This is a genomic window from Butyricicoccus sp. (assembly GCF_050872565.1).
Lineage (GTDB): Bacteria > Bacillota > Clostridia > Oscillospirales > Butyricicoccaceae > Butyricicoccus_A.
In genome coordinates, this window is record NZ_JBNMHC010000008.1 from 1 (window position 1) to 19,527 (window position 19,527).

17 protein-coding genes are annotated in these 19,527 nt (G+C 51.3%); 7 read left to right on the plus strand and 10 right to left on the minus strand.

Translation table 11 applies throughout. The features are described 5' to 3' along the window. The 5 genes from ACR0P9_RS01025 to ACR0P9_RS01045 form a co-directional block, all read right to left on the minus strand. A partial coding sequence (locus ACR0P9_RS01025) for a Gfo/Idh/MocA family oxidoreductase (protein WP_432616991.1) occupies window positions 1-491 on the minus strand: 491 nt, incomplete at its 3' end. A 102-nt stretch (window positions 492-593) separates the two neighbouring features. Further along, window positions 594-1,493: a myo-inosose-2 dehydratase gene (gene iolE, locus ACR0P9_RS01030; RefSeq protein WP_432616992.1), complete on the minus strand. Its 900-nt coding sequence runs from the start codon at window positions 1,491-1,493 to the stop codon at window positions 594-596. A gap of 321 nt (window positions 1,494-1,814) precedes the next feature. Next, window positions 1,815-2,597, minus strand: a complete 783-nt coding sequence (locus tag ACR0P9_RS01035) for a hypothetical protein (protein ID WP_432616993.1) — start codon at window positions 2,595-2,597, stop codon at window positions 1,815-1,817. An 81-nt stretch (window positions 2,598-2,678) separates the two neighbouring features. Further along, on the minus strand, window positions 2,679-3,653 hold the full coding sequence (locus ACR0P9_RS01040) for a transketolase family protein (RefSeq protein ID WP_216470183.1): 975 nt from the start codon (window positions 3,651-3,653) through the stop codon (window positions 2,679-2,681). A 15-nt stretch (window positions 3,654-3,668) separates the two neighbouring features. Next, window positions 3,669-4,523 carry a transketolase gene (locus tag ACR0P9_RS01045; protein WP_216470184.1) on the minus strand — a complete coding sequence of 285 codons (855 nt, stop codon included), beginning with the start codon at window positions 4,521-4,523 and terminating at the stop codon, window positions 3,669-3,671. Between the two features lie 334 nt (window positions 4,524-4,857). Here ACR0P9_RS01045 and ACR0P9_RS01050 point away from each other — a divergent pair, with 334 nt between their 5' ends. Next, window positions 4,858-5,613, plus strand: coding sequence for a DeoR/GlpR family DNA-binding transcription regulator (locus ACR0P9_RS01050; protein WP_432616994.1), 756 nt, complete (start codon window positions 4,858-4,860; stop codon window positions 5,611-5,613). A gap of 82 nt (window positions 5,614-5,695) precedes the next feature. On the opposite strand, the gene ACR0P9_RS01055 is transcribed toward ACR0P9_RS01050, so the two are convergent. Continuing rightward, window positions 5,696-6,040: a winged helix-turn-helix transcriptional regulator gene (locus ACR0P9_RS01055; RefSeq protein ID WP_432616995.1), complete on the minus strand. Its 345-nt coding sequence runs from the start codon at window positions 6,038-6,040 to the stop codon at window positions 5,696-5,698. A gap of 498 nt (window positions 6,041-6,538) precedes the next feature. Here ACR0P9_RS01055 and ACR0P9_RS01060 point away from each other — a divergent pair, with 498 nt between their 5' ends. The 4 genes from ACR0P9_RS01060 to ACR0P9_RS01075 all read left to right on the plus strand — a co-directional run bounded on the left by ACR0P9_RS01060 (window position 6,539) and on the right by ACR0P9_RS01075 (window position 11,752). Further along, window positions 6,539-7,354, plus strand: coding sequence for a 5-deoxy-glucuronate isomerase (locus ACR0P9_RS01060; protein ID WP_216470188.1), 816 nt, complete (start codon window positions 6,539-6,541; stop codon window positions 7,352-7,354). A gap of 110 nt (window positions 7,355-7,464) precedes the next feature. Beyond that, the gene (gene iolD / locus ACR0P9_RS01065) at window positions 7,465-9,432 is read left to right on the plus strand and encodes a 3D-(3,5/4)-trihydroxycyclohexane-1,2-dione acylhydrolase (decyclizing) (protein WP_432617004.1); all 1,968 of its coding nucleotides are present in this window, start codon (window positions 7,465-7,467) and stop codon (window positions 9,430-9,432) included. 156 nt (window positions 9,433-9,588) lie between these two features. Beyond that, entirely contained in the window at window positions 9,589-10,704 is a 1,116-nt protein-coding gene (locus ACR0P9_RS01070) for an acyltransferase family protein (protein ID WP_432616996.1), read from the plus strand. A gap of 79 nt (window positions 10,705-10,783) precedes the next feature. Continuing rightward, window positions 10,784-11,752 carry a polysaccharide deacetylase family protein gene (locus ACR0P9_RS01075; RefSeq protein ID WP_432616997.1) on the plus strand — a complete coding sequence of 323 codons (969 nt, stop codon included), beginning with the start codon at window positions 10,784-10,786 and terminating at the stop codon, window positions 11,750-11,752. A gap of 315 nt (window positions 11,753-12,067) precedes the next feature. Here the strand turns inward: ACR0P9_RS01075 and ACR0P9_RS01080 are convergent, their stop codons facing one another. Continuing rightward, window positions 12,068-13,693 (minus strand): solute:sodium symporter family transporter, encoded by a 1,626-nt coding sequence (locus tag ACR0P9_RS01080; protein WP_432616998.1) that lies wholly within the window; start codon window positions 13,691-13,693, stop codon window positions 12,068-12,070. 777 nt (window positions 13,694-14,470) lie between these two features. After that, window positions 14,471-15,391: a sugar phosphate isomerase/epimerase family protein gene (locus ACR0P9_RS01085; protein ID WP_432616999.1), complete on the minus strand. Its 921-nt coding sequence runs from the start codon at window positions 15,389-15,391 to the stop codon at window positions 14,471-14,473. Between the two features lie 204 nt (window positions 15,392-15,595). Between ACR0P9_RS01085 and ACR0P9_RS01090 the strand changes: the two genes are divergently transcribed. Next, entirely contained in the window at window positions 15,596-16,465 is an 870-nt protein-coding gene (locus ACR0P9_RS01090; RefSeq protein ID WP_432617000.1) for a helix-turn-helix domain-containing protein, read from the plus strand. A gap of 49 nt (window positions 16,466-16,514) precedes the next feature. Here the strand turns inward: ACR0P9_RS01090 and ACR0P9_RS01095 are convergent, their stop codons facing one another. Together ACR0P9_RS01095 and ACR0P9_RS01100 are read right to left on the minus strand one after the other, a co-directional pair. Further along, window positions 16,515-17,525 carry a Gfo/Idh/MocA family protein gene (locus ACR0P9_RS01095; protein WP_432617001.1) on the minus strand — a complete coding sequence of 337 codons (1,011 nt, stop codon included), beginning with the start codon at window positions 17,523-17,525 and terminating at the stop codon, window positions 16,515-16,517. Window positions 17,526-17,667: 142 nt separating this feature from the next. Then, window positions 17,668-18,534 carry an AraC family transcriptional regulator gene (locus ACR0P9_RS01100; RefSeq protein WP_432617002.1) on the minus strand — a complete coding sequence of 289 codons (867 nt, stop codon included), beginning with the start codon at window positions 18,532-18,534 and terminating at the stop codon, window positions 17,668-17,670. 184 nt (window positions 18,535-18,718) lie between these two features. Between ACR0P9_RS01100 and ACR0P9_RS01105 the strand changes: the two genes are divergently transcribed. Next, the coding region (locus ACR0P9_RS01105; RefSeq protein WP_432617003.1) for an ABC transporter ATP-binding protein at window positions 18,719-19,527 on the plus strand (809 nt) is incomplete at its 3' end.

Consider the following 19,527-nt stretch of genomic DNA (forward strand, 5'->3'; position numbering starts at 1 on the left):
GCCGGTGGTGGCTCCGGATCGCGGGAAGTTACGTTGATGTAATGCGGATCGCCAATCTTGCCTTCCTTCACTGCATCAGCAACTGCCTTGTGGTTGTGGTCGAAGCGGCGGTTGAAACCTACCTGGAACTTTACGCCCTTCTCTTCTACCAGTGCCAGCAGCTTCTTGATCTTCTCAATATCGTAGTCGATCGGCTTCTCGCAGAATACATTCTTGCCAGCCTTTACTGCTTCCATGGAAACCTCACAATGGGTATCAGTGGAAGAGCAAACCATAACTACGTCAACATCCGGGTTGGTTACAACGTCCATGTAGTTGGTGGATACGTTGGTGATGCCGCGCTCTGCCAGCCACTCACGTGCGCCGGACTTATCCAGCATCGGATCAGCTGCTGCTACTACTTCAGCGCCGTCGATGTTGTTAAGCAGATTGTTGATGTGCAGCTTACCAATTCTGCCGCAGCCAACTACGCCAAACTTTAAATTTGCCATGACCTTTTCTCTCCTTGTCTATACTTGTTAATCAAGCCAGAAATCTGGATACCCGCGTTTGCAGGTATCCAGTTTTCATCTAACATTACGTGATTCTGTTTCTTACTTAGCCATCAGGTCAGTGATGTACTCGTAAGCCATCTTTGCGTACTTGAACGGGTTAGCCTTAGCCGGATCCTGCTCAGCCTCAACCATGATCCAGCCCTCGTAACCGATCTCGTCCAGCTTTCTCAGAACCGGCTCGAAGTCTACGCAGCCTTCCGGATCGCCCGGAACGGTGAATGCGCCGTTACGAACCGACTTCAGGAAGGACCAGCTCTCCTTGATAGCCTGATCGCAAACGGCTCTACGCATGTTCTTCAGATGTACATGACCGATTCTGTTCGGGAACTCGTTCAGAATTGCCATCGGATCTACTTCAGAGAAGGTCCAGTGACCGGTATCGTAGCACAGCAGCAGGTCGTCGCTGGTGTTGTTCAGCATACGCTCGGTCTCTTCCAGAGTCTGTACGCAGGTACCCATGTGATGATGGAAGCAAGCGCGAATGCCGTTGCTCTTTGCGTACTCAGCCAGCTTGTTCAGGCCGTCGCACATCTGAGCGAACTCAGCATCGGTAAAGCGAGCCTTGTTCTTGAAGATGGACAGATCCGGATTGCCCTGAATAGAATAGGACTGCTCAGAAATGTTGATAGCAGTTGCGCCTGCGTAGCACAGGTACTCAATTTCCTTTTTGAACTCCTCGAAGGTCTCCTCGAACGGCTTGGTGCCGAGGAAAGAAGAGAACCACTTGGATGCAACGGTCATGCCGCGCAGATCCAGAGCTTCCTTGAGTTCCTTCACGTCAGACGGATACTTATGACCGATTTCACATCCGGTGAAACCTGCCAGACGCATCTCGGAAATGCACTGCTGGAATGTATTCTCGTCGCCGAGATCCCACATATCATCGTTGGTCCAGCCGATCGGGCAGATACCCAGCTTGACATCCTTGTTTGTGAACATAATCACAACACCTCCATGATTTTATACCTCTGCGGCCGCCTGTTTTCCCGACGAAAACCTCTCCAAATTTCCGTATCACGCGGCAACAGATAATAGGCTTGTTTCCTATACTCTTTATGATATAGGATACCTGCCTATTTGTCAAATGTTTTGTGCAATTTGGTCAACTATTTTTTATTTCCTGCACGTTCTAATTCATGTTGCACAACAGAACCTTGTTTTTGCCTGCAAACCTGACAATATTTGCCCTCAAATGACCAAAATTTGCACACAAAAAAGCCGCCCCTGCGCAAAACAGGGACGGCTCGGTATGCACAAATTTCATTTGCATCTTGCACGGTTCCACGCATAGCAGCCAATACCTATCCCGGCAGCTCCCAGGATCATCCAGATTATTATATTCTCTGTGCTGCTCTCGCTATCACTGCCGGTCTGTTCCTCTGTCACTTGTACGCCATTTGATCGCGGTTCTTCCAACAGAACAATCTGTATGTCTCGATCTATTGTCTCAACAACAGCAACTGCCGAACGCAGCTTGGGCGAACCTCCCATAACAAACGCTCGATGGATGTTCTTTTTTCCCACTGCATCTGCGATTTGCTGCTCTATCCGTTCTGCTGTCTTGTCTTCATCCAGTTGTTCTGTCTCAACCGGAATCCATTTTCCCGTGTCTTCCCGAATTTGTTCTTTCTGTTCCTCCGTCAGTACTGCCAACACGGTTTCGTCCTCCGTGAGCGGCATTCCCTGTGAAATTGTAACGTGAAAATACGTGTTTTTCACCTGTACCGGAAGAACCCAGACATAATATTCCATCTGTTGTTTGATTTCATCGTATGTCATTTGTTGTTCTTTATAAGAACCATAAACATCCGATTCATCCGCGTAGACTTTATATGCCCGGCTCCAGTCAATGTCTGCCGCCGTCACATCTGCGCACATCCCGCTCATCGCATCTAAAACACGATTTGTGAGCGTCGATATTTCCGCATAGTCCGCAGAATCCGGCGTAAGCTGCTCAATATATTCCGATGCTGCCAATGCTGTGCCGTTTAAAACAACTGTTCCCAGCAAAACCAAAAGAAGGATTCCATATACTCTCTTCATCGCTCTCCTCCTTATGAAATTATGTTGGTAAAAAAAGCCGCCCCTGCGAAAACAGGGGCGGCTCGGTATGCATAACAAAACTTACTTTCTTGCAATTACCTTCTTGACGTTAGCGATGATCTCTTCAGCAGTCAGCTTGTAAGCTTCCTGCAGGAAGGACTGAGCGCCAACCTGACCAAACTGGTCATGTACGCCAACCATCTCAACCGGAGTCGGGCACTTAGCAGACAGTACGCGAGCAACAGCAGAGCCCAGACCGCAGGTGCAGTTGTGGTTCTCAGCAGTTACGATAGCGCCGGTCTCCTTTGCGGACTTCACGATCAGATCCTCGTCGATCGGCTTCCAGGTGAACATGTCGATGACACGAACCTTGATGCCTTCAGCTTCCAGAGCCTCGTAAGCCTTCAGAGCCTCGTCAACCATGATGCCGGAAGCGATAACGGTAGCTACGTCGTCAGCGGACTCCTTCAGAGTAACGCCCTTGCCGATCTCGAAGTCGGAATCGTCGCCGTATACCTTGATAACGCCCTTACGGATCATACGCATGTAAGACAGTCTGCCTTCAACAGCGGTCAGCTTCTTGGTGATCTTGTTGACCATGGTGAAGTCGGTCGGATCGATAACGATGGAATCCGGAACGGACAGATACAGTGCGCAGTCCTCGAACGGCATATGGGTACCACCGTTGTATGCAGCGCATACGCCAGGGTCAGAACCCAGAACCTTTACGCCCAGCTTTGCATATGCTGCAGACATGAATGCCTGGTCAAATGCACGGCGGGAGGAGAAGCAGCCGAAAGAATGCATCCAAACCTTCTTGCCGGTAGCAGTCAGACCTGCTGCAACGCCCATAGCGTTTGCCTCAGCGATACCAGCGTTGATGGTCTGGTTCGGGAATTCCTTAGCCAGCTTTGCGGTGTTGATGCAGTTGTACAGGTCACAGTCAACGTGCATAACGGTCGGATCAGCCGCCATCAGCTCCTCCATTGCGGTAACGTAACCGTCACGGCAATTGCGGGAGTCCTTCTCATGCTTTCCAATTAAAGTAAAACTCATTTTCGCCTGTCCTCCTTACTTTGCAGCCTTAACAGCAGCAAGCTCTGCTTCTGCTGCAGCGATTGCTTCTTCCCACTGCTCCGGAGTCGGCTGAGAGCTGTGCGCACCGGTAGACTCAGCAAAGGTTGCGCCCTTGCCCTTGATGGTGTTCAGAATGATTGCGGTCGGCTGTCCCTTGGTAGCGTAAGCTTCCTGAACAGCGTCATAGATCTGCTCTACGTCGTTGCCGTCCTCTACTTCGATTGCGTTCCAACCGAATGCATCGAACTTTGCTCTCAGGCCCTTGCCGTGAGACATGATGTCGTCAACAGCACCGTCGAGCTGACGCTTGTTGCTGTCTACAAAGCAAACGAGGTTGTCGAGCTTGTAGTGAGCTGCGAACTGAGCAGCCTCCCAAACCTGACCTTCGTCGCACTCGCCGTCGCCAACGAATACGAATACGTGGTTGTCGCGGCCGTCCAGCTTGTTGCCCAGAGCAGCGCCGGTAGCGGTGGACATACCCTGACCCAGAGAACCAGTCGTCAGATCAACGCCCGGAGTCTTGGTGCGGTCGGTATGAGACGGGAAGTTGGTACCCGGCTTGTTCAGGGTGCGGGTCTCTTCCAGCGGATAGAAGCCCTTCAGTCCCAGTGTTGCATATGCACACGGGCCTGCATGTCCCTTGGACAGAACACACCAGTCACGATCTTCCCAACGCGGATTCTTCGGGTCAATCTTCATGATATCGCCATAGAGGACTGCCATTGCGTCTGCGATAGACATCGAGCCGCCTACATGTCCAAAGCCAAGCGAACCGATGGTCTTCAGGGTCTCAACTCGAATTTCGGCTGCGAATTCACGGAGAGCCTGCATCTTTTCTGCTTTCTGCATTGAATACACCTACCTATTCCTTAATCAAAGAATTGTCAGCATGACATCGGAAAAACCCTTTCCTCCCGAAGTCATACCATACTTTCTTAGATTTTATCATCTCTGTAAACGAATTGCAATGCTCGCCCGCCGATTTTTAGAGAAATTTTCCCTGAGAGCAGAATTTCTGTGCAGCTGCACAAAATTTCCCGTTCCGGCGCCGCGCGGCGCGCGGCGAAAACTTGCTCAACAAATTCCAGATTTCCGGTTGGATTTTGTTCACCTTTCTGCTATAATGATTTCATAATGGTTTTGTGTTAGTTACTTGTTTGTTCCAAGAAAGCGGGATTTCCTTATGAAAATCAGCAGACTCAATGCAATTGAAGAATATGTACTATCCAAAAAGACAGTCTCTATCGATGAGCTGTGCGAAGTGTTCAGCGTATCCAAAAACACCATCCGCCGCGACTTAAATGAGCTGGAAGCGCGTGGCCACATCGCCAAGGTATACGGCGGCGTCACCGCCGTGACGCCGGAGGACGTCATGCCGCTCCCGGTGCGCTCCGGACTCAATCCGGGCGCCAAGGATCTGATCGGCAAGCTGGCAGCGCGAGAGCTGAACGATGGCGATACCATCTTTATTGACTCCGGCTCTACCGCCGTCAACGTGCTGCGGCATCTGCCGCCGCGCATCAAGCTGACCGTCGTGACGCATTCGCTTCCGGCTATGGTCGAAGCAGCAAAGTACGACGGCATCAATTTGATCTCTCTCGGCGGTGCGTTTAATCCGGCGACCAGCTCGTTTGTCGGCATCTTTGCCCAGCAGGCACTGTCTGATCTGCGCATCACCAAGGCATTTCTATGTGCAACCGGCGTAACCGTCGAGTCCGGCATGAGCAATACGACATTTCTCGAAGCGGAAATCAAGCGCGGTGTCGTATCCCATGCCTCCAGCGTGATTCTCGTTGCAGACAACTCCAAGCTGGGACACGATGCAACCGTGACATTCTGTCGATTACAGGACATTTCCACCTTTGTCACCGACCAGAAGCCGGCACCGAAGTTCGTGGAATTCTGCCGCGCGCACAACATTCGACTGATTTGGGAATAAGTACATCAAAAAAAGTATCATTGCACAAAAAGAGGATGTCTCACCCGACATCCTCTTTTTGTGTGTCTTGACTCGAAAAAAATTAGGACTTTTTGCCGATCTTGGATGCCAAATACGCCCGTCCCCAGACGCACATGGCATCCAAGATCGGCAAAACCGTCTGTCCAAAGTCCGTCAGCTCATATTCTACCTTCGGCGGCACAACCGGATAAACATGCCGCTCCACTAGGCCGTCTTTTTCCAGTTCGCGCAGCTGCTGTGTCAGCATCTTCGGTGTCACCTTCGGCATCAGCTTTTGCAGCTTTCCAAACCGCAGTGCGCCGTCTGTCAAATGATCCAGAATCAGTGCCTTCCATTTTCCTCCAATCAATCCCAGCGTCGCCTCAATGGGACAATCGTAGGAAATTTCTCTCTCGTCTTGCTTCATCAGGATTCCTCCTTCCGCCGTGACCGCTCTTTTTCGTTGTTTTGTACCGTCACCAAAAGGATAGTCACTTACCAAAAAGTGCAGTCTTGTTTCCTTCGCACCGATCTGGTACTATACTAACAATACCAGCTTCCCTAAGCATAGTATTGAATCGGTTTCGCCTGTACACTCATTATAACACCCGTCCGGTGCTTGTACAAGTTTTACCCCGTGTTTTACCGGAGTTTTCCGTGTTCTTTTCCGGCGTCCGCGTGCACGGTATGACTGCATTTTGTATTATCCGACAGGTTGACAACAGAACGCTATCACATCGTTCTCTCAGCCGTCACGCTGTACAAAATTCTGTCCGCTTTTATCCGGCGCATTCTTGAAAAAGAACACACACCATGCTATAATTAAACCATAAATTATGCAAAAGGGATTTGTACGCCTTTTTGCAGCATTGTATTCAAATGTTCTGCCTGCGTCAGTCGGGCATAGAGAAAGGTGTGTTTTACAATGTACATGGACAAGGAAGTCAAGCGCGGCTATAACGAGTACCTGCGCCTTGATGAAGGAGAAGGCAAGGACGGCATGATGGATGTCGCTCTTCTGGTTATGGAAGCTGGAGATACCTATACCATCGAAGAAGCAGACAAGGAAGTTGCCTGCCTGCTGTTTGACGGCGACGTCAACATGAGCTGGGATGACCAGAGCGTAGACATGGTTCGCCCGAATCCGTTCGATTACAACCCGTGGTGTCTGCTGGTTCACAAGCAGACCAAGATCGTCATCACCGCAAAGGGTCCGTCTAACATCTACGTGCAGAAGACCCTGAACGATAAGACCGAGCCGGAATTCCCGAACAAGCTGTTCCGTCCGGAAGATACCGATACTTGGGCACGCGGCACTGGCGGAGTTCTGCAGAACTGCATCAAGCGCGATGTACGTACCTGCTTCGACCTCGACATTGCTCCGTACTCCAACATGGTACTGGGCGAAGTTATCAACCTGCCGGGCAAGTGGTCCTCTTACCCGCCGCATCATCATCCGCAGCCGGAAGTTTACTTCTACCGCTTCGACAAGCCGCAGGGCTTCGGCGCAGGCTGGGGCAACGGCGAGCTGTATGAGACCCACCACAACGGTCTGTCTCTGATTACCAGCAAGATGCATTCTCAGGTAACCGCTCCGGGTTACGCTTGCTGCTACGCATGGGGCATCCGTCACCTGCCGGGCGATCCGTGGGACAAGACCCGTGTTGACGATGTAGAGCACGAGTGGCTGGTACGCGACGACGCAGATGACCACATCTGGAAGTGCTCCACCGGCTACTAATCCCCACTTTACCCCCTTACCCCCGCTTATTTGAAAGAAAATAAGATAGATTTAAACAATGTGAGAATTGTGTAAGAATTGCATGAGGAGGAAAAATTCCAATGAGACACATGGAAACTGTCCGCCTGACCACTAGCCAGGCGTGCATCCGCTTCCTGGAGAACCAGTATGTCAGCTACATTGACATGGACGGCAAGGAAGTAGAACAGAAGTTTATCCGCGGTATCTTCATGATCCCGGGCCACGGCAACTGCGTTGGCTACTGCAACGGTATCGAGCAGGAAATCAAGGATATGGAAGTATATCAGGGCAAGAACGAGCAGGGCATGGCTCTGGCAGCTGTTGCATTCTCTCGTCAGCTGCGCCGCAAGCAGGCATTCGTTTGCACCTCTTCCGTAGGTCCTGGCGCTTGTAACATGATTACCGCTGCTGCTACCGCTACTGCTAACAACATTCCGGTACTGCTGATGCCGGGCGACGTTTACGCTTCCCGTCAGCCGGATCCGGTACTGCAGCAGATGGAGCAGCCGCAGAACCTGACCATTTCCGCTCACGACTCCTTCCAGGCTGTTGTTAAGTACTGGGGTCGTGTAAACCGTCCGGAGCAGATCATGACCGATATGCTGTCCGCATTCCGTGTAATGACCGATCCGGGCAACTGCGGCGCTGTTGCTGTATCCATCCCGCAGGATGTACAGGGCGAAGCGTATGATTATCCGGTTGACTTCTTCAAGAAGCGCGTTTGGACCATCGAGCGCCGTCCAGCTACCAAGAAGGCAGCTAAGAAGGCAGCTGAGATCATCAAGTCCGCAAAGAAGCCGCTGCTGATCTGCGGCGGTGGCGTTCGTTACGCTGAGGCTCATAAGGTATTCCGTGCATTCGCTGAGAAGTTTGGTATTGCTTTCGGCGAAACCCAGGCAGGTAAGTCCGCCATCGAGTGGACCCATCCGCTGTCTCTGGGCGGTCTGGGCATCACCGGTACCGAGTGCGCAAATGCTTTCGCACATGACTGTGACGTAGTTATCGGCGTTGGTACCCGTTACACCGACTTTACCACTGCTTCCAAGTGGCTGTACGACACTTCCGCTAAGTTCGTTAACATCAACCCGTCTGAGTTCCAGTGCCTGAAGATGGACGCTTATCCGGTTGTTGCTGACGCAAACGAGGCTCTGACCGCAATCAGCGCTGAGATCGACGCTCTGGGCGGCTACCACACTTCTGACGAGTACGCAGCAGAAGTGAAGAGACTCCAGGACGCTTGGTGGGCTGACGTAGATCGTATGGATCACACCGAGTACGTTGACGCTGAGTCCTATGTTCCGGAAATCCAGGACGCAAACCGTCGTGCTGTTGAGCACTACATCGAGTCCATCGGCTCCAAACTGACACAGACCGCTGCTCTGGGTTACATCAACACCCATATCGCTCCGGATTCCATCTGTGTAGGCGCTGCTGGTTCCCTGCCGGGCGACCTGCAGGCACTGTGGAGAGCTCCGGTTCCGAACACCTACCATTGCGAGTACGGTTACTCCTGCATGGGTTACGAAGTTGCAGGCGCTTACGGCTGCAAGATCGCTTGCCCGGATCAGGAAGTATACGCAATGTGCGGCGACGGTTCCTTCGATATGCTGCACTCCGAGCTGATTGCTTCTATCCAGTACGGTTACAAGATCAACGTTTGCCTGTTTGATAACGCTGCTTACGGCTGCATCAACAACCTGCAGGTTGGTCAGGGCAACAAGTCCCGTACCACCGAGAAGAACATGCACATCCCGGGCACTCCGTACGATGGCTGCGATCTCGGTCCGGCAATGAACATCGACTACGCTGCTGTTGCTGCTGCATACGGCTGCAAGACCTACACTGTAAAGACCATGGAAGAGCTGGCTGCTGCACTGGAAGACTCCAAGAAGCAGACTGTTTCTACCCTGATCGACATGAAGGTTCTGCCGAAGTCCATGTCCAAGGAATGGGAAGCTTGGTGGCGTGTAGGCGTTGCTTCTGTTTCCAACAAGCCGGAAGTACAGGAAGCTTACAAGAAGCTGCAGGATCACCTGTACGAAGCTCGTCATTATTAATTTGCCGCGTTTCACACGCACAAATTACCGACAATTTTTCAAGAGTCTGCCCAATTGGGCAGACTCTTGTTTTTTGTACACTTGACAATTGACTTCCGACAGACCGATGTTTATACTAAAAATGAGTAGTGTTATAGCAATGGGAGTAAGAGATACATGAAACAGACATTTTCCAGAGAAGATACCAAACTGATGAAAGGCGCTGCCATTTTTTTGATGCTGATGCATCATCTATGGGCGTTTCCTGAGCGCATCGCAGGCGGTGAGCTGTGGCACGTCCTCAACATTTGCGGCGAAAGCTCCCTGACGTATTTCGGTTCGTTCGGTAAAATCTGCGTGTCGTTTTTCTTTTTTCTCGGCGGATACGGGGTATATCTCACCGCCTGTTCCAAGAAATACGATCTGATTGCCAAAATTAAGGGATTATATCTCGCGTACTGGAAGGTCTTTTTGATTTTTATCCCACTGGCTTTTTTGTTCTGCGCTAATCAGCCGATCTACTGTGACGAAGCAGAAATCTGCACGCGATATGCCACTTTTTCCGCACAGGAATGCTTTAATAATTTCATCGGATTCTCTACCTCCTATAACAGCGAATGGTGGTTTCTGCACAGCTATCTTTGTGTGTTGATTCTATATCCGCTGATTGACCGTATCGTGCGCCGCCGCTCGACGTTGTGCAACGTCACGGCAATTGTTGTGTTTTCCATTCTTATCACAGACATTCTTCCCGCTCTCGGCGAGCTGGATGTGTTCGGCACACTCGAAGACAATTATCTGTATCACACCTTCTTCCTGTTGTCCGCGCCGTATGCCGCCTGTTTTTGGATGGGTGCTGTCTTTGCCAAGGACAATCTGCTGATACAAATCCGCGAGTCTCTGCGCCGCAACAACCTGCTCCATCCTCTGCTGGACATCTTCTTTGTCGGCGTCATCGTACAAATGCGCTATCTCACCGGACAAATTGTCGATATTCTCTATGTTCCCTTCTTGATTATCTTTCTGATGGATTTGCTGCGCCATATCCGCCCGCTGCGGACGGTACTGCTGTCTATCGGCAAGGAAAGCACGAGTATGTGGCTCATTCATCCATTTTTCTGTTATTATTTCTATCCCGTTGTACAAGTCGTCATTGCACCGCGCTGGGGCATTCTGTCTCTGCTCGTCTTACTGGTGCTGTCGTATCTCGCGGCAAAACTGGTGCGGCTATTCTGGTGGTGCATCGGCACGATAATACACCGCGCACAGCATATATTTCTTAAAGTTTCTTAAGTTTTATCCAAATCTCTTTTCTTGTTGTCTCTTTTGTACTATACTATAAAAGTATTTCAACAAAAAGAGGCGCAAAAAAATGATAAAATGGAAAAAACGACTGATTTTGTCCGGCATCGCTGCTATTTTATGTGCGGCAATGCTGGCAGGCTGCGGAGCATCCGGCAGCAAAACAACCTCCAGCAGCGCTAAGCAATCCGGCAATGCGCAGACCGCTTCCGCTGACACAGGCAGTGCTGAACTAGCAAAGCAAAAGAAGCAAGAAGAGCAAAAAAAGCTGGAAGAACAGAAAAAGAAAGAAGAAGAGGAAGCCAAGAAGATTCCTAAGGGCGATAAATACATTGCTTTGACCTTTGATGACGGCCCGACCGGCAACGAGGGCGGACGCACTGAGCGTCTGCTGGACGGCTTGAAAGAGCGCAACGCTCATGCAACCTTCTTCCTGTGCGGCTATCGCGTCAAGGACTTCAACTCGATGATGAAACGCTACTTAGCGGAAGGCCATGAAGTCGGCAACCATACGATGGATCACCGTCTGGCACATGAGGTTTCCGACGGTGATTATGAGCAGGTTTCCAGCAACAACGACTTGATTCAGTCATATACCGGTCAGAAACCGACGGTATTCCGTCCGTGCGGCGGCGAATACAACGACAGTGTACAGGCATCCATGCAAAAGCTCGGTATGCCGATCATCCTGTGGGACGTTGACACACTGGATTGGAAATACCGCGATGCCGCTTCTGTCAAGCAGCACATTTTAGACGGCGCACAGGACGGTGCCATCGTTCTGGAGCATGACCTGTATGAGACCACGGTAGAAGGCGTTCTCGCCGCGATTGATGAGTTACAGCAGCAGGGTTATGCATTCGTCACCGTATCGGAACTCGCAAAAATCAAGGGTGTCACGCTGGAAGGTGGCAAGGTATACAACGGCTTCACCGATGAAGATCTGGGACTGAATACCGAATCGGAAACGACCGGCGAAAGCACAGCAAACACGACTTCTGACAGCACAGAAACATCTGCTGATACATCATCCAACTAAAACTCTATACATACAAAAAGCGCTCCAGACGGAGCGCTTTTTTGTGCTGTATTCGCAGCAAGACTGAGAGGGCTAAAGCCTTCCTGGAAGGTGGCTCGGCGTCAGCCGTGACGGAAGGAGCAGCACGCGAGCAGATACACTTTAAGTCAATCTGATACGTATCTTATCAATCTGACAAAACTCCCTCAGTCATTTGCAAAGCAAATGACAGCTCCCTCAACGAGGGAGCCTTGGTTCTGCACGCAAAAAGAGACCCCTCAAGCGAGGAGTCTCTTCGTACTTCCGAGAACGATATTTGCGGATGTAATCTTTCTCTTAGCCGAGTACCAGCGGGGAGAAGATGATGTACATTACAACTACTACCAGAGCACCAACGGTAGCCCAGATCTTGCCGTGCTTCCACGGAGTCATCTCGATCTGCGGTACGTTCGGCATCTCGAAGTCTTCCTTTGCCGGAGCGAACTTTGCAACTGCAAAGTAGATGACGCACTGAACGAGGAAGCATACGAATACCCAGTACAGGTAGTGGATCTTAGAGAATACGGTGAAGTAACCGATTGCGTACAGAACGATATGTACCGGAACACCAATCTTCGGAGCCAGCGGGGATACCTTCTTATTCAGCATACCGAACAGTACAGCGCACAGGATCGGCATGGAGAACAGGCCCCAGCACTCGTTGATGAAGTTCATGATACCAGTACCGAAGTACATGATGAACGGGGAGATGATGATACCCAGGATACCAACAATCAGACCGAAGATCTGGCCAACCTTTACAACCTTCTTTGCGTCTGCGTTCTTGCCCCAGATCGGCTTCCAGATGTCCAGAGAGAAGATCGTGGAGGAAGAATTCAGTACGGAGTTGAAGGAGGACAGGATAGCACCGAACATTACGGCTGCGAAGAAGCCCATGATCGGCTTCGGCATTACGTGCAGAACGAGCAGCGGGTAAGCGGAATCGCCGTCGAACTTAGCGCCAGAGCCTACAGTCAGAACGCCTGCCTGCATCAGCTGGAATGCGATGATGCCCGGGATTACGATTACGAATACGTCCAAGCACTTGAAGAAGCCAGCCCAGATAGCACCCTTCTGTGCTTCTGCCAGGTTCTTAGCGCCCAGGGAACGCTGAATGATAGACTGGTTGGTGGACCAGTAGAACATGTTGTTTACAAACATACCGGTGAACAGCAGCGGCCACGGAATGTACGGAGCCATTGCGTTCGGAGCAGACCAAGCATTCATCTTTTCCGGAGTAGCGGTTGCGAAGTGCTTAACGCCTGCGAGGAATCCGCCGCCGTCCAGCTGACCCAGAGCTACGAAGCCCAGAATCGGAACCAGGAAGCCGCCGATAATCAGGCCAACACCGTTGATGGTGTCGGAGTAAGCTACAGCCTTCAGGCCGCCGAATACGGAGTATGCCATACCGATAACGCCGGTAGCAACACACACGATGAGGATAGCCATGAAGTAGCTGATGCCGAAGATCTCCTGAACGTTGAAGATCTTCTCCAGTGCTACAGAACCAGAGTACAGGATGGTCGGCAGCATGGTAACAACGTAAGCGAACAGGAACATGATAGAGAACATGTTCTTAGTAGCGGTGTCGTAACGCATCTGATAGAACTGCGGGATCGTTGCGATGTTGCCCTTCAGGAACTTCGGCAGCAGAACGAATGCCAGAATAATCAGTGCGAATGCGGAAGTAGCCTCCCAAGCCATGGTTGCCATGGAACCAGAGAAAGCCTGACCGTTTGTGCCGACCAGCTGCTCTGCGGACAGGTTGGTCATCATCAGGGAACCTGCGATAACGATGCCCGGCAAGCTGTGGCCTGCAACGAAGTAGCCTTCCTCGGTGTCGAGCTTCTCGTCACGTGTCTTCCACGCGGACAGAACTGCTACGAGCACTGTAAAGGCGACAAACTCAATTACAGTTAACATAACTTTTATTCTCCTTTTTCTAAACTCTCTCCACGCCTTTGTGACGGTGTCCCGGAATCACCTGATAAAGGCGCAAAATCAGCTGTATCCGAAAGGACTCAGCTGTATTTCCATGTATGATTATAGCAGACGTCTTGACCTTTCTCAAGCCTGACTGCCAAAGTTCGTGTTAAAAATTTCGCAACATTTTTTGTGCAGTTCGCACAAAAACAGCGAAGTGTTTTTTTGCACGCGATTCAAAACATCTTCAAAGTCACTCAAATGTTACCAATCCAAACGCGCGCAATCCTATTCTTTGCTCCATTTGTGTAGCGATCTTGCTAAAAACTGCTCTTTCTTTGGGAAATTGCACGCGCCTGTCATTTTCGGCATGTTCTATACAAAATCATTATATTTATGCAAGTTATACCGTTGTATGCACATATTTATACAGAATTATCCAGTTATTCCCACAGCAAAAACGGTGTATCAAGAAGAAAGAACTGCCGCATTCTCCTGAAAATGCAGCAGTTCTTTCATCATACAACAACAAAAGGGAAATTTTGATTGCAAGAATGGTCAGAAATGTATCGGCTCCTGAATTCCGATGCATTTCCTGTCTGAGGTTCTGAACTCCTTCCGCACAGACCAGTGGTCTATACGTCTTGCGTTGCAAAGTATACCATAGTTTTTGTGTTCTAGCAAGAAAATTTGTCGATTTTTTCACAGACAAAAGACCCCTGCAGGCACATGCCCGCAGGGGTCCGGTTGTTTATATAGTAAGGATAGAACGATTTCTTACTTGCCCAGCAGCTCGCGCTCGATGATCTCGCGTGCTTCCGGTGCCTGCTTGTCCATCTTCTCCGGGAAGCCGAAGTAGGATACGCAAGCGATGTTGTCGCCGCCAACCTTCGGAGCGTCAGCCTTCAGCTGCTTGTTTGCGAAGTCCATCTCACGCAGGGTCTCGAAGATGCCCGGGAAGTCAACCTCGCCCTCACCCATAGCGGTGTGCTGATGGATGGTAACGTCAGCTCTGCCGCGCTGGTTCAGCCAAGGCGGATTCAGGATGTAACGGCAGTCCTTGGTCTGGTTGTAGGTATCAGCAAACAGAACGTGGGTCAGCTCGTCGCCAGCGTACTTCAGCATGTGGCGAACGTCGCCCTTGCCCTGATCGTAGAAGAAGCCATGGGATGCAGAGTATACATAGCCCAGGTTCTTGGAACGGAAGGACTTAACCAGATCGCAAGCCTCGTCGTTCAGCTCGCAGAAGTCATACGGATGGGACTGAACCTCGACACGCAGACCTTCGCGCTCGATGATCGGCAGCAGCTCTTCCATGGAACGGAACCACATGCCGTTGCAGATCTCCTGCTGGTTCGGATCGCCGGAGAACTCGGTGTTGATTACCGGTACGCCCATGTTTACAGCGATCTCGATGATCTTCTTCCAGTTTGCTACTGCGTGCTGACGCTGCTCCTCAGTCGGGCCGCTCCAGCGGTATACTACGATGAAGGAAGAGATCTCTACGCCGGTCTCCTTGAGAGCCTGACGGTACTCTGCCTCGCACTCCTTGGAGAACAGCGGGTGCTTGTAGAACGGGTTGATGCGCGGATGCGGGGACTGCTCGATGTACTTGTAGCCCCAATCAGCTACCTTATGAACCATGGTGTTGATGTCGTACTGCTTCGCAAGAACGTCAACGTCAAACGCAATTTTCATGTTTGGTTTCCTCCTCTAAAAATCCTTGGTTTTCCGTCTGTAAGGGACGGTTCCCTGTTGTTGCCCCTATTATACCGTACAAGAGCCCCGTTTCACAATGATACAATTTGCGGACTTACTGATAAATTCTGCTATTTTTCAGTAACCGTCCCTTGATTTCTCCGGCATCTGTTGATACCATAAGAACATAGGAGGGGGATTGTCATGTTAATTCCAGAAACCGGTGTGCATCAGATCTCAGAACGGTACTTTTTTACGCCATCCGCCCTTGCGCGGGACTTATTTTACTATCCGTCGCGCTGCGGGCACTATTTCTGCGACCACACCTATTCGTTTAATCATCAGGATAAAATCGCCCAGCAAAGCGATCATAACAATCATATTATGCTGTTTCTCGTACAAAACGGCGCGTTAGAGCTGAAAATCGACGGCTGGGACATGCTCGCCACGCGCGGACAGTTCGTGCTGTTCGACTGCCGCCATCCGTATCAATATCAAGCCTCAGACGGCTTTGAATTTATCTGGCTGCTGTTCAACGGATTAAATTCTTCCTCTTTTTATCAGCGAATCATTCGCTCGCACGGCGGACACCATGTCTTTTCTACGGCATCCCTGCCGGAAATTTTACAGCTTTTGGATTCTCTGTTAAGCAGTTGTGCTTCCGGTGAGCGCATGAGCGAAGCCGCCTGTTCTCAGCTGCTGCATCGCATGTTATGTCTGCTGCTGCTGACGGAAAACCCGCCGGAAAAAGCGGAAACCGACCGCATCGCGCTGGCGATTCGTTACATGAACGCGCATTTATTTGAACCGATTAATGTCAAAGCGGTTGCCGAGTCCGTCAATTGGAGCCAATCGCATTTTTCCCGCGAGTTCAAAGCGCACACGGGATATTCTCCATACGAATACATCATTCTGCGCCGGATAGACAAAGCCAAGCACATGCTGACCTCGACCCAGATGTCGGTCAAGCAAATCGCCTATCACACCGGCTACAACAGCGAAGAGAATTTCATCCACAGCTTTCAGAAAAACGTCGGTCTCTCTCCGAGCCTGTTCCGAAAGTATCCGATATAAAGCCAAAAACCACCGAGCTGTTAGAAGCTCGGTGGTTTTACTTTACAATTTACTTGTAGAAATCCGGGCGCGGGCCGACCGCAATCATTTCGATCTGACCCTCATTCTGCTGAGCACGAACCAGCGCATCCGCCGTGACATTGGCAATCACGCCGTCCCATGCGTTCGGACCGGTCAGCTCACCGGCACGCACGGCGTCAATCCACTGCTGGATCTCCAAATCATACGCGCGCTTCCAGTGATTCTTCCAGTTTTCATCCAGCGGAATGGTCTGACCGCCGGACTTGCGCAGCAGCGGGCGCGGCGGCTTCGGCAGATCAATAATACCGTTCTCACAGACAATCTGGCAGCTGATGTCATAGCCAAACTGACAGTTGAGGAACACCTCAATCGTGGCAATTACGCCGGACTTACAGCGGATATGCATAATCTGCGGGTCTTTCAGTTCCGGATTCTTATTGCCGGTCTGGCGCGGGAACATCACCTGTGCGCTCTCATAGTTCTCATTGAGCAGCCAGTGAATGACGTCAATTTCATGAATTGCCGCATCATATACCGCCATCTCCGTGGTAAAGCCATCGTCTACCTCCGGGAACCAATGCGAACAGCGCAGATACAGCGGCGCGCCAAATTCGCCGGAATCCAGCAGCTCCTTGACCTGTGTATACGACTCGTCAAAACGGCGCATAAAGCCGACCTGAATCAGCTTCTTGCCCAGCTCCATCTCGATTTCCGCCAGCTCCAGAGAGTCTTCAGCCGTTGTCGTCAGCGGCTTTTCGCAAAAGATCGGCTTGCCTGCCTCCAGTGCCTGAATGACGGTTTCCTTGTGCGCAAATGCCGGTGTGGTACAGATAATTGCATCCACGTCCGGATCATTGACCAAATCCGCGCTGTTGATATATACTGTTGCGCCCAGCGGATCGCCCACCTGATGCGCACCCTCTACATACAAATCCGATACAGCAACGATCTTACCGCCGGCAAGTCTGTTGGTGATTCGGTTAATATGTTCGCGTCCAATGGCGCCGCAGCCAACGACACCAATTCTTAACAGTTCCATGTTCTGCCTCCATCATCATCCGTGTTCTATGCTGTATCAGCTTCTAACACTGATTATACGGATTTTTCCGCTGTTTGGCAATATCTCTCTGCCGTTTTCACGCAATCCATCATCAAATCATACAAAGTTCCCACACTTATCATCAAGTCTTGCGCGGTTCTGTCGTTCCGCGAATCATCCTGCGGTATTCGCTCGGGGATTTTCCCACCGTTTTGCGGAATACTGACGTAAAATAGGTATAGCTGTTATATCCGCACTGTAAGGCGATGTGCTGCACCGATTGGTCGGTAGACGCGAGCAGCACCTGTGCCCGCGCCATGCGGCGGCGCGTGATATATTGGTTCGGCGTGCAGCCCGCACCCGTCAAAAATACGCGGTCTAAATGGTATTTGCTCACACCCATCGCCTGCGCGATGCTGTCCAGCGTCAGCGGCTCGGTATAATGCCGATCCAGATACAGCTGGGTACGGATTCCCAAGCTGTACCGCGCCTGCTCCAGTTGCTCCGCCGCAGCTCTTTGCAGCCGCAGAGCCAGCAAAACCGTTGCCGCAGACAAATAGCTGCAAATTTCTCCGCTCTGTCCGTTGGGGTCTTGGGCTGCCTGCATCAGCGATGCCAACAGTTGTTCCAGTGCTTTGCTGCCCTCTCCCGCATGAACAATCGGGCGTTCGCGCTGTTCCAAAAAGCAGTTTTCCTCTCGCCCTCGAAGCAGCAAATGGCCAACCCCACAGGAGATGACCGTCGCCTGCTGTTCCGGCTCAACCCAGCAGGCGTGCAGCTGTCCTGCGGCGCACAGCGCAAAGTCTCCCGCCTGCATGGCTTCCTGCCATCCAGCGACGCTGACCCAGCACGTGCCCTCCTGCACAAAGAGCAGCTCTGCATAATCCGCATGAAAGTGCTCGCTCTGCTCGGTCTCTTCCAGCTGCACGCGTTCTATGTGCAGCAGCACCGGCAGTCTGCCTTCTTCAAATCCGCTGCGCCCGACTCCCTGTGTGATATACTCCAGCATACGGCATCTCCTCTCTATCCTCTGCATACGTTGATTATAGCATATTTGTACAGCAATCCCTACCAATTGTTCACACAACAAACACACGAACGTGCTACCATAGGCAAGTAACGAGGTTAATTGCAGAATCTATGTACACAAAAATACATTTGTGCACACATTTCCTGCCAACAGGAGGAATCTTATGATACAGGTACAGGGGCTTACCCGCCGATATGGTGACACGATTGCCGTATCCGGTCTGTCCTTTTCCGTCAAGGAAGGGGAAATCGTCGGCTTTCTCGGTCCAAACGGCGCCGGAAAGACCACAACCATGAACATGATTACCGGCTGCCTGCGTCCAACCGCAGGCACCGCCATTCTCGGCGGCTTTGACATTGACACAGATGCCGATCAGGCGCGCAAAATGATTGGCTATCTGCCGGAAAATCCGCCGCTCTATCCGGATATGACGGTCTCGGAATATCTGGACTTTGTCTATGCGCTCAAAAAGTGCACGCTTCCCAAGGACGAGCATCTCCGACAGGTGTGCGAGATGACCGGCTTGACGGAAGTATCCGGCAGACTCATCCGCAATCTGTCCAAGGGCTATCGTCAGCGAACCGGACTCGCACAGGCCTTGATTGGCGATCCCAAAGTGCTGATTCTCGACGAGCCAACCGTCGGTCTCGATCCAAAACAGATCATGGAGATCCGCGAAACCATCCGCTCACTCGGGCAAAAACACACCGTGATTTTGTCCAGCCACATTCTGCCAGAAGTACAGGCGATCTGCGACCGCATTCTGGTCATTCATCACGGCAAAATCGTCGCAGACGGCACGCCGACTGAGCTGAGCGACCGCATGGAGGGCGCAGAACAGCTGGAAATGACCATTGAAGGCGAAGCCGAAGCTGTGCTGCGCATTCTGCGGGCGGTTCCGAGCGTTGCTGAGGCGGTTTGCGTCCGCGAGGACGGCAAAAAGTCGGTGTACCGCATCACGGCAGAGCCGGA